Raw genomic sequence first — 11,972 nt, forward strand, 5'->3', positions numbered from 1 at the left:
GGTGGGGTGGGTTTCGCCGCGGTCATCGGGGCAGCTCCTCGATCCACCGGTGGACCGCGCGGGCCGTGGTCCCGGCGTGCTCGGCCATCATCGTGAAGTGGTCGCCCGGTACGTCGACGATGTCGCGGGCCGCCTTCCACGAGCTGCGCCAGTCACGGCCGTCGGCGGGCTCGCGCAGCGGCCGGGAGGCGCGCAGCAGAAGGGTGGGGATGCGGCTGTCGGGGCGCGGGGCCTCCCAGAACAGGCCGCCGTACCAGGTCATCGCGGTGAGACGGCTGTCGTCCATGGGCACGAACTGTTCCGCCCGGTCGAAGACTCCTTCGGAGAGTTCGGCGCTCCAGTCCGCCATCACCGGGTCGTCCAGCCGGTAGATGTCGGCCAGCACCAACCCGGCCGGTGGCGCGCCGAGTTCGGTCAGGCGCACCGCCAGCCGGTGGGCGAGGACGGCGCCGCCGGAGTGCCCGAAGAGGACGACCGGTGTGTCCTGCGCGTGGGCGAGGATGCCCCGGGCCTGCCAGTCCAGGGCGACTTCGGCGGTCGCGGGCAGCAACTCGCCGCGTCCGTAGCCGAGGACGGGCACCGCGGCGACCGGCCGGGTGCCGCGCAGCGGCGCGGCGAGCCGGACGAACTCCTGGGGGCCGCCGCCGGCGGTCAGGCCGCTGACGCAGATCAGCGGTTCGGGCGCCGGTCCGTCGGCCAGGGTGGTGAGCGCGGCCGGTCCGCCCGCCTGGGCCACATCGGCGGCCGTCGGCCGGAACTTCGCCGTTTCGCCGACGAGTTCGAGGAATTCCTTGATCCGTCCGGTGCTCACGGCTTCCCGGTAGAGGGAGTCCAGCAGGCCGACCGGGTTCCGGTCGGTGGGCGAGATGCCGAGCGTGACGGCGGGCTCCGCGCCGGCCGGGGACCCGCCGCCGGGCGCCGTGGCGGCGAGGTGGCGGGCGAGGGCGGCGGGCGTGGGGTGGTCGAAGACGACGGTGCCCGGCAGCGACAGGCCCGTCGCCCGCTCCAGTGTGCCGCGGATCTCCAGTGCGGCGAGCGAGTCGACGCCCAGTTCCAGGAACTGCCGGTCGGGGGCGACGGCCGCGGCGTCGGTGTGCCCGAGCACCGTGGCAGCTGTGTCGCGGACGAGGTCCAGGGCCGCCCTGTGCCGGTCCGGGCCGGTGAGGCCGGGGGCCGCGGCCGGTTGCGGTTCCGGGTCGCGCACGGTGGCGGACAGGGCCCGTACCGGGGGGAGTTCGTCGAAGAGCGGACGGTGCCGGGTCAGGGTGTAGGCGCGGTGGAAGCGTTCCCAGTCCACGTCGGCGACGACGGCGCAGGGTGCCGGAGCGGCCACGGCCTCGCGCAGGGCGGACCAGACCGTGCCGGGGTCCAGGGGGCGCAGGCCGAGTCGCTGTGCGGCGGTGTTCTCCTCCCCCGTCGCCCACGGTCCGAAGGAGACGGAGGTCGCGGGCAGGCCGAGGGAGTGCCGGTGTGCGGCGAGGGCGTCCATCCGGGCTCCCTCGGCGGCCCGTACGGCTGCTCCGGTACCGCCCCAGACGCCGGTCACCGAGGAGAGCAGGACGAACGCCCGGAGGCCGGGGGTCAGTTCGCGGGTGACCTCGTGCAGCACCCGGGCGCCGTCGGCCGCGGCGGCCGCGTGCAGGTCGCCGGGGTCCAGTTCCGTCCAGGGGGTGTCCTCGCCCGCGCCGACCGCGTGGAACACGGCGGTGAGGGGCCGGCCGGCGGGGATCGCCGCCAGCACCCCGGTGACGGCGGCCCGGTCGGTGACGTCCGCGGCGGCGAAGGTGACGTCGACGGGCAGGCTCTCGGCGAACTCGCGGGCGCCGGGCGCCTCGGCGCCCCGGCGGCCGAGCAGGATCAGGTGTTCGGCTCCGTCCGAGGCGAGCGCCGTGGCGAGCGCCCGGCCCCGGCGGCCGGTTCCGCCGGTGACCAGCACGGTGCCCGAGGGCTGCCAGGGGGCGGCGGCGGGCGGCGGGGCGGTGACGATCCTGCGGGCCATGGGCGTGGCGCGCAGGGCGATCTGGTCCTCGCCGGCGCCGCCGGCGGCGAGGAGCGCGGCCAGCCGGGCCGCGGTCCTCGGGTCGGGGTGGGCGGGCAGGTCCACCAGGCCGCCCCAGCGGTGCGGGGCCTCCAGCCCCAGGGTGCGGCCCAGTCCCCAGACGGCGGCGCGGGCGGGGACGGCGGGCGGGTCGGCCGGGCCGGTGGCGACCGCGCCCGTGGTCAGGCACCACAGGGGTGCGTCCGCCGCGATGTCGCCGAGTGTCCGGGCGAGGGTGAGGACGTCGCCGGGCTCCGCTGCCAGGCAGAGCACTCCGGTGACCGCCGGGTCGTCGTCGCAGGCGCGCCGCAGTGCCTCGGCGCGGGTCTCCCCGCTGCCGCCGGCGTCGGGTACCTCGGTCACGCGCATGCCCTGCTCGCGCAGCAGCGCGAGCAGGCCGGCGGCGCTCCGGTCCCCGGCGGTCACCGCGAGCCAGGTGCCGTGCGGCACCGCCTGCTCCGGCTCCGGCAGGGGGCGCCAGGTCACCTGGTGGCGGTCGGTGCGTGCGGCGTCCGGTGCCGGGGCGGGGTGGGGCTCGGGCCAGTAGCGGCGCCGCTGGAAGGCGTACGTCGGCAGGTCCGGGCGGGGCCCGGTGGCGGGTCCCAGGAGCGCGTCCCAGCCGATGGGGACTCCGGCCGTGTGCAGGCGGGCGACGGCGGTGAGCAGCGCGGCGGGCTCCTGCCCGCCGGAGCGCTGGAGCGCCACGCAGAGGGTGTCGGTGGTGGGGTCGAGGGAGCGGGCGTGTTCCAGGGTCCGCTCCAGCGGGACGGTGAGCGCGGCGCCGGGCCCGATCTCGGCGAAGCGGGTCACGCCCTGGTCGAGGAGGGTGTTGACGGCGTCGCGGAAGCGGACGGTGGCGCGTATCTGGCGGACCCAGTACTCCGGGGTGGACATCGAGCCGTCGTCGGGGAGGCCGGTGACGGTGGACACCAGGGGGATGCGGGCGGGGTGGTAGTGAAGGGACGCGGCCACGGCGGCGAAGTCGTCCTGTACGGGGTCCATGCGCGGGGAGTGGAAGGCGTGCGAGACGTCCAGGAAGCGGACCCTGCGGCCGGTGAGCCCTTCTTCCCCGGCCAGTTCCGCCAGGGCGTCGGCGTCACCGGAGAGGACGATGTCGTCGCGGCTGTTGACGGCGGCGACCGCGGCGCGGGCCTCGTAGCCGCTCAGCGCGGCGCACGCCTCGGCCTCGGTCATGCGCACGGACATCATCGCGCCGCCCTCGGGCAGTGCTCCCATGAGCCGTGCGCGGGCGGACACCAGGGTGCAGGCGTCGGCGAGCGGGAGGACGCCGGCGACGTGCGCGGCGGCGATCTCGCCCACGGAGTGCCCGGTCAGCCGGTCGGGGGCCAGGCTCCAGGACTCCAGCAGCCGGTAGAGCGCGACCTCGAAGGCGAAGAGGCCGAGCTGGGTCCAGGCGGTGCGGCCCAGCGCGTCGGCGTCGTGGAGGACGACCTCGCGCAGCGGGCGGTCCAGGTCCGGGTCGAGATGGGCGCAGACCGCGTCGAAGGCGTCGGCGAACACCGGGTAGGTCTCGTACAGTTCGCGGCCCATACCGGCGCGCTGGGCGCCCTGGCCGGAGAAGACGAAGGCGAGGTCTCCGCGTCCGGCCTCGCCGCGGACGGTCTCGGCTCCGGTGCCGTCCGCCCCGGCGAGCTGGGCGAGCCCCCGGTGGAGCCCCTCGGCGTCGGGTGCCAGGACGACGGCGCGGTGTTCCAGGGCGGCTCTGGCGGTGGCGAGTTGGCGGGCGGTGGCGTGCAGGTCGAGGGCGGGTCCGGTGCGGTCGGCGTACGAGCGGAGCCGGTCGGCCTGGGCTCGCAGAGCGGCCTCGGACCGGCCGGAGACCGGCCAGAGCACGAGGGGGGCGGCGGGGTCGGGCCCGCCGGCCGGCCGTGGGGTGTTCGCGGTTTCGTGCGGCGCCTCCTCGATGATGACGTGGGCGTTGGTGCCGCTGATCCCGAACGAGGACACGCCGGCTCGGCGGGCACGGCCGGTGTGCGGCCAGGGCCGGCCGTCGGTGAGCAGTTCGACGGCTCCGGCCGACCAGTCCACTTCCGGGGTGGGCTCGTCGACGTGGAGTGTCCTGGGCAGGACGCCCCGGCGGATCGCCTCGATGGTCTTGATGACGCCCGCGACGCCCGAAGCGGCCTGGGTGTGGCCGATGTTGGACTTCACCGATCCCAGGTAGAGGGGTTCCTCGCGGTTCTGTCCGTAGGTGGCCAGCAGCGCCTGGGCCTCGATGGGGTCGCCCAGCCTGGTGCCCGTTCCGTGGGCCTCCACCGCGTCGACCTCGTCGGTCTCCAGGCCGGCGGCGGCCAGTGCGGCGCGGATCACCCGCTGCTGCGCGGGGCCGTTCGGGGCGGTCAGTCCGTTGGAGGCGCCGTCCTGGTTGACCGCGCTGCCCCGCAGCACTCCGAGCACCCGGTGCCCGTTGCGGCGGGCGTCCGAGAGCCGCTCCAGCAGGAGCAGGCCCACGCCCTCGCCCCAGCCGGTGCCGTCGGCGGAGGCGGCGAAGGAGTGGCAGCGGCCGTCGGAGGCGAGGCCGCCCTGGCGGCCGAACTCGGCGAACACGACGGGCGAGTGCATCACGGTGACGCCGCCCGCCAGGGCCATGGAGCACTCGCCGTTGCGCAGCGACTGTGCGGCCAGGTGCAGGGCGACCAGGGACGACGAGCACGCCGTGTCCACGGTGACCGCGGGGCCCTCCAGGCCGAAGATGTAGGAGATGCGGCCGGACAGCACACTGTTGGAGGAGCCGGTCATGGCGTGGCTCTCGGAGCCCTCCGGCAGGACGCCGGCCATGGCGTAGCCGGCGGCGGAGGCGCCGACGAAGACGCCGGTGCGGGTGCCCCGTACGGCGGTGGGGGCGATGCCTCCGCGTTCCAGCAGCTCCCAGGCGCTCTCCAGCAGCAGCCGCTGGTGCGGGTCCATGGCGACGGCCTCGCGGGGCGAGATGCCGAACAGGTCGGCGTCGAACGCGGTGGCGTCGTGCAGGAATCCGCCCTCGGCGGTGAATCCGCCCGCGGCGGAGAGGTCCCAGCCGCGGTCGGCGGGGAACGGCGACATGGCGTCGGTCCCGGCCTCGACGACCTTCCAGAGATTCTCCGGGGAGTCGGCGCCGCCGGGGTAGCGGCAGCTCATGGAGACGATGACGACCGGGTCGTCCGTCCCGGCCCGCGCGGCGGGGGGCGGGGTTCCGGGTGCGGCGGCCGGTTCCGCGACGCCGAGCAGGCCGAGGAGTTCGGCGGCGGCCACGCGGGCGGTGGGGTGGTCGAAGACCAGGGTGCCCGGAAGCCGGAGTCCGGTGGCCGCGCTCAGGCCGTCGCGGACCCGCAGCGCGGTCAGGGAGTCGATGCCGAGTTCGGTGAAGGCGCGGTCGGGGTCGACGGCCCGGGGGCCGGGGTGGCCGAGCACGGTGGCGACCACGGTGCGCACCAGGTCGAGCAGGAGGCGGTGGCGGTCGGCGGCGCCGGCCGACTGGAGCCTGGTGCGCAGTTCGTGGCCCTCGGCGCCGGCGGTGGCGGTGTCGGGCGCGTCGGTGGGTTCGGTGGTCCTCTGTTCCAGGTCGCCCACCAGGGGGCTGGGCCTGCGGGCGGTGAACGTGGGGACGAAGCGGTCCCAGTCGATGTCGGCGAACACGCCGGTGGCGCGGCCGGAGTCGACGGCGGAGGCGAGGGCGGCCAGGCACAGTTCCGGCGGCATGGGGGCGATGCCCCGGTCCCGGAGGTAGTCGCCGGCGTCGCGGTCGGTGACCATGCCGCCGCCGTCCCAGGCTCCCCAGGCGACGGCGGTGGCCGCCCGGCCGTGTGCCCGGCGGCGTTCGGCGAGCGCGTCGAGGTGGGCGTTGGCGGCGGCGTACGCGGCCTGCCCTCCCCCGCCCCAGATGCCGGCGATCGAGGAGAACAGCACGAAGAGGTCGGCCCGGTCGCCCAGCAGGGCGTCCAGGTGGACCGCGCCGAGGACCTTGGCGCGGGCGTCCCGGGCGATCTCGGCCGGTGAGGTGGTGGCCAGCGGTGCGGTGGTCGAGACGCCCGCGGTGTGGACGACGCCGGTGACGGGGTGGCGTTCCAGCAGGGCGGCCAGTGCCGCGCGGTCGGTGACGTCACAGGCGGCGACGGTCGCGGTGGCTCCGATCCCGGCCACTTCGGCGACCAGTTCGTCGACGCCGGGGGCGTCCGGGCCGGACCGGCTGACGAGGAGCAGGTCGGTGACGCCGCGCCGGGCCAGCCAGCGGGCGACCTCGCGGCCGAGCGCGCCGGTCCCGCCGGTGACCAGGACCGGGCCGCCGGGGGTCCAGGGGGCGGCGGCGGGTTCGGGTGCGGCCCGCCGTACCCGGCGGGTGAACACCCCGGAGGGCCGTACGGCCAACTGGTCCTCGTCCTCGGCGGCGCCCGCCAGGAGCGCGCCGAGCCGGGTGGCGGAGCGGGTGTCCCCGCTCCCGCACAGGTCGATCAGTCCGCCCCACCGCTCGGGGTGCTCCAGTGCGGCCACCCGGCCCAGGCCCCAGAGCATGGCGCCGTCGCCGTCGACCGCCGTGTCGAAGCGGCCCACGGTGACGGCGCCGCGGGTGAGGCACCACAGGGGTGCGCCGATTCCGGTGTCGCCGAGCGCCTGCAGCAGGGTGACGGTGTCGCCCGTTCCGGCGGCGAGGACGTCGTCGCCGGGGTGCGGGGGTTCGGCGAACGCGAGCAGGGAGACGACGCCCGTGAAGCCGCCCGGCTCGGGCAGTTGTGCGAGTACGGCCGCCAGTTCGTCGCGTCCGGTGCCGGTGGGGACGAGGATCTCGGTGACGTCGGCGCGGGACAGTGCGGTGCGTACGGTCTCCGTCCGCGCCTCCGCGCCGGTCTGCGGGAGGGCGAGCATCCATCGCCCGGCCGGCGCGGTGGACGGCAGGCCGACCAGGGGGCGCCAGGTCACCTCGTAGCGCCGGGAGTCCACGGTGGATTCCTGGCGGCGGGCCCGCCGCCAGCCGGCGAGGGCGGGCAGCACCTGGTCGAGGCCGGGTGCCTCGACGCCCAGGGCGCCGGCGACCGCGGCGGTGTCGCCGCTCTCGACGGCGTTCCAGAACGCCTGCTCCGCCCGGTCCGTTCCGGCGGGGCCGTCGGCGGGTGCGGTGGCCAGGGGCGCGGCGGCGTCGGGCCAGTAGCGGTCGCGGGCGAAGGCGTAGGTGGGCAGGTCGACCGGGCGGCCTGCCGGCAGGAGGTGTTCCCAGTCGACCGCGACCCCGCGTACGTGGGCCTCCGCGAGTGCGGTGAGCCAGCGTTCACGGCCGCCCTCGCCGCGCCGCAGGGTGCTCAGAACGGCGCCGGGGAGGCCCGTGTCGTCCAGGGTCTCCCGCAGGCCGACGGTGAGCACGGGGTGGGGGCTGATCTCGATCAGCAGCCGGTTCCCGTCGTCCAGCAGGGCGCGGGTGGCGTCCTCGCAGCGGACGGTGGCGCGCAGGTTGTCGTACCAGTATTCGGCGCCCAGGGTGGAGGTGTCGATCCGTGTGCCGGTGAGCGTCGAGTAGAAGGGCACGGCGGCGGGGGCGGGGTCCACGTCCCGGAGGTCGGCCAGGAGGCGGGGCCTGAGCCGCTCCACGTGCGCCGAGTGGGAGGCGTAGTCCACGGGCAGGCGGCGTGCCCGGATTCCGGCCGCCGCGCAGTGGGCGACCAGGGCTTGCAGTCCTTCCACGTTCCCCGACACGACCGTCGAGCCGGGTCCGTTGACCGCCGCGACCGAGAGTCCTTCCCAGCGTCCGGTCAGCTCCTGCGCGGTGTCGCGGGAAACGGCCAGCGACACCATGCCGCCGCATCCGGCGAGTTCGTCGGCGATGGCGCGCGCCCGCAGCGCCACCACCCTCGCCCCGTCCTCCAGCGACAGTGCTCCCGCCACCACCGCGGCGGCGATCTCTCCCTGGGAGTGGCCCACCACCGCGGACGGGTGGACGCCCGCCGAGGCCCACAGTTCGGCCAGCGACACCATCACCGCCCACAGCACCGGCTGTACGACCTCGACCCGTTCCAGGTCGGCGCCCTCGCCGCGCACCACGTCCAGCAGCGAGAAGTCGGTGAACGGCTCCAGTGCCCGGTGGCACTGTTCCATCCGTGCGGCGAACACCGGTTCCTGCTCCAGCAGTTCGGCTGTCATTCCCGCCCACTGGGAGCCCTGCCCCGGAAACACGAACACCGTGCCGCCGCGCACCGCGGTGCCGCGCACCACGCCGGCCGCCTCGTCCCCGGCCGCCAGCGCCCGCAGCTGGGCCGTGTGGTCGGGACCCAGCAGTACCGCTCGCCGCTCCAGTACGGCGCGTCCGGTCGCCAGCGACCAGGCCACATCGGCGGGATCGGCGTCACCGGCGGACAGCAGACGCTCCGCCTGCCCCCGCAGCGCATCCCCGCTCCGGCCCGACAGCAGCCACGGCACCGGGCCGCCGTCGCCCGGCGGACGCTTCCGCGCCGCGGCACCGTCCGCGTCCTCCCCCTCCGCGGGGCCGCCGGCTTCGACGGTCCGGGGGGCGGCTTCCAGGATCACGTGCGCGTTGGTGCCGCTCATCCCGAACGAGGACACGCCCGCCCGGCGCGGCCGGTCGGTCCGCGGCCACGGCCGGGCGTCGGTCAGCAGTTCCACGGCCCCCGCCGACCAGTCCACCTGCGAGGACGGTTCCTGGACGTGCAGGGTGGCAGGCAGCGTGCCGTGTTGCAGCGCCTGGACCATCTTGATGACGCCCGCGACGCCCGCAGCCGCCTGGGTGTGCCCGATGTTCGACTTCAACGACCCCAGGTACAGGGGCTCCTGACGGTCCTGTCCGTAGGTGGCCAGCAGCGCCTGCGCCTCGATCGGGTCGCCCAGCCTGGTGCCCGTGCCGTGCGCCTCCACGGCGTCGACGTCGGCGGCGGTCAGCCGCGCGTCGGCCAGCGCCGCCCGGATCACCCGCTCCTGCGACGGTCCGTTCGGGGCGGTCAGTCCGTTGGACGCGCCGTCCTGGTTGACCGCGCTGCCCCGGACCACCGCCAGCACGCGGTGCCCGTTGCGGCGGGCGTCCGAGAGCCGCTCCAGCAGGAGCAGGCCCACGCCCTCGCCCCAGCCGGTGCCGTCGGCGTCGGCCGAGAAGGCCTTGCAGCGGCCGTCGGCGGAGAGCGCGCCCTGGGTGCTGAACTCGATGAAGGTACCGGGCAGCGGCATCGCGGTGACGCCGCCGGCCAGGGCCATCGAGCACTCCCCCGCCCGCAGGGACCGGGCGGCGAGGTGCAGCGCCACCAGGGACGAGGAGCAGGCGGTGTCCACGCTGAGGGCGGGCCCGCGCAGTCCGAACGTGTAGGAGACCCGGCCGGAGAGGACGCTGGCGGAGTTGCCGGTGCCCAGGTGGCCTTCGGTGGCGGCCTCGGAGCCGAGCAGCAGCGCCAGGTAGTCCTGGCCGTTGGTGCCCGCGAACACACCGGTCTCACTGCCGCGCACCGAGGTGGGGTCGATGCCCGCGCGTTCGAACGCCTCCCAGGAGGTCTCCAGCAGCAGACGCTGCTGGGGGTCCATGGCGAGCGCCTCGTGCGGGGAGATGCCGAACAGACCCGCGTCGAAGGCGGCGAGGTCGTCGAGGAAGCCGCCCGAGCGGGTGCTCGAGGGGCCGTCGTTGCCGAGGAGGGCGTCGAGGTCCCAGCCGCGGTCGGCGGGGAAGTCGCCCATCGCGTCGACGCCGTCGCGCACCAGGCGCCACAGGGCCTCGGGCGAGTCGGCCCCGCCGGGGAAGCGGCAGGACATGCCGATGATGGCGATCGGTTCGTCGTCCGCCGCCCGGCGGCCGTCTCCGGCCGGCGGGGCGTCGGGGGCGGCCGCTTGTCCGGACAGCAGGGTGAGCAGGTGTTCGGCGAGGGCACCGGGGGTCGGGAAGTCGAAGACGAGGCCGGCGTGCAGGGCCAGCCCGGTCCGGGACGCCAGGAGGTTGCGCAGCTCCAGGGCCGTGAGGGAGTCGAAGCCCATCTCGTGGAAGGCGCGTTCGCGGTCCACGTCCGCCGGCGACCCGTGGCCGAGGACGCCGGCGACGGCCTCCAGGACGAGGTGCTCCACGTCGCGGGCCTGTTCGGCGGCGTCCGCGCCCGGCGCGGCGCGTGCGACGAGGCCGGTGGCCTGGACTCCGCGGACGACCGGGGCGGCCTCGGGGAGTTCGGCGAACAGTCTGCTCGGCCGTACCGCGGTGAAGCCCGGAACGAAGCGTTCCCAGTCGATGTCGGCGACGACCACAGTGCCGTCCCGCTCGGTGAGGGCGGTGGTCAGCGCCTCCAGGGCACGGCTCTCCTCCATGGCGGGCAGGCCGCCGCGCGCCAGCCGGGCGGCGGCGGCCGGGTCGGCGGCCATGCCCGCTCCGGCCCAGGCGCCCCAGGCGAGGGCGGTGCCGGGCAGGCCGCGGGCGCGGCGGCGTTCCACCAGGGCGTCGAGGTGCGCGTTGGCGGCCGCGTAGGGTCCCTGCCCGGCGCTGCCGATGACGCCCGCGACCGAGGAGAAGGCGACGAAGTCGGTGAGTTCGCCGGTGAGTTCGTCCAGGAGGTCGGCGGAGTGGGCCTTGGCGTCGAGTACGGCGGCGAGCCGCTGGGGGGTCAGCGTGTCGAGCACGCCGTCGTCGACGATCCCCGCGGCGTGGACGACCGCGGTCACGGGGTGGTGTTCCAGCAGTCGGGCCACCGCGTCGCGGTCGCCGAGGTCGCAGGAGACGGCGACGGCGTCGCAGCCGCGCTCCGCGAGTTCCGCGACCAGCTCGGGCGCGCCGGGTGCGGCGGGGCCGCGGCGGCTCGCGACGACGAGGCGGGTGGCGCCGCGTTCGGCCAGCAGCCGGGCGACCTTGCCGCCCAGCGCACCGGTGCCGCCGGTGACCAGGACCGGGCCGTCGGGGTGCCACTCGGCGGCCGGTGTCCGTGCGGCGGTGCCGGTGGGGGCACGTCGCAGTCGGCGGGCGTGGAGGCCCGTCGGCCGGATGGCCGCCTGGTCCTCGCCCGCGTCGGCGGCCAGCAGTTGGACCAGCCGGTCGGCGGCTCGCCGGTCGAGGTGGGCCGGAACGTCGACCAGCCCGCCCCAGCGGTCGGGGTGTTCGAGCGCGGCGACCCGGCCCAGGCCCCACAGCTGGGCCGCTGACGGGTCGCATGCCTCACCGGGTGCGACGGCGACCGCGCCGGAGGTGAGGCACCACAGGGGTGCGGTGAGTCCGGCGTCGCCCTGGGCCTGGATGAGGCACAGCAGGTCCGCGGCGGTGTCCAGGCAGGCGAGCAGCCCGGCGACGGGGCGGTCGCGCTCGGTGGCGTCCGAGGCCAGGGCGGCCAGTGTGCCGGCGCATTCCGTGCGGTTCGCGCCGAGTTCGGTCAGCTCGACGAGGTCGGCGCCCGCGCCGCGCAGGCCGTCCACGACCCCGCCGGGCACCTCCCTGCCGCCGGTGACCAGGATCCAGGTGCCGGTCAGGCGTGCCTGCCGGGCGGTGACCGGGCTCCAGCCGACGCGGTAGCGCCAGGCGTCGGTGGTGGCCTGGTGTCGGCTCCTCTCCCGCCAGGCGGCGAGGGCGGGCAGGACGGCGCCGAGGCCGTCGCGCTGTTCGTCGTCCAGGTGCAGCGCACCGGCGACGGCGTCGGTGTCGGTCGAGTCCACGGCCGCCCAGAACTCCCGCTCGGCGGGGTTGTCGCCGGCGACGGGGCGGGGGGCGGCCACCGGGGTGGGCCAGTACCGCCGGCGGGCGAAGGGGTAGGTGGGCAGGGTGATGCGGGCGCCCTGGAAGGGCGCGAGGTAGCCGGGCCAGTCCACGGGGACGCCCCGGGTGTGCAGGCATGCGAGGGCGCGGGCGAGGGTGGCGGGCTCGGGGCGTTCCGGGCGCAGCGCGGGGGCGGCCACCAGGCTGTCGACCTGCTCCTGGGCGAGGGCGCAGAGCACTCCGGCGGGGCCCAGTTCCAGTGCGGTGCGTACTCCGGTGAGGGAGGCGAGC

The 11,972-nt window shown here is 76.4% G+C and carries 1 protein-coding gene; it reads right to left on the minus strand.

All coding sequences use genetic code 11. The features are described 5' to 3' along the window. Positions 1–22: 22 nt before the first annotated feature. Positions 23–11,920, minus strand: coding sequence for a type I polyketide synthase (locus QFZ71_RS30165; RefSeq protein WP_307671673.1), 11,898 nt, complete (start codon positions 11,918–11,920; stop codon positions 23–25). Positions 11,921–11,972: the final 52 nt, after the last annotated feature.

This window comes from Streptomyces sp. V2I9 (genome assembly GCF_030817475.1).
Taxonomy (GTDB): Bacteria; Actinomycetota; Actinomycetes; order Streptomycetales; family Streptomycetaceae; genus Streptomyces.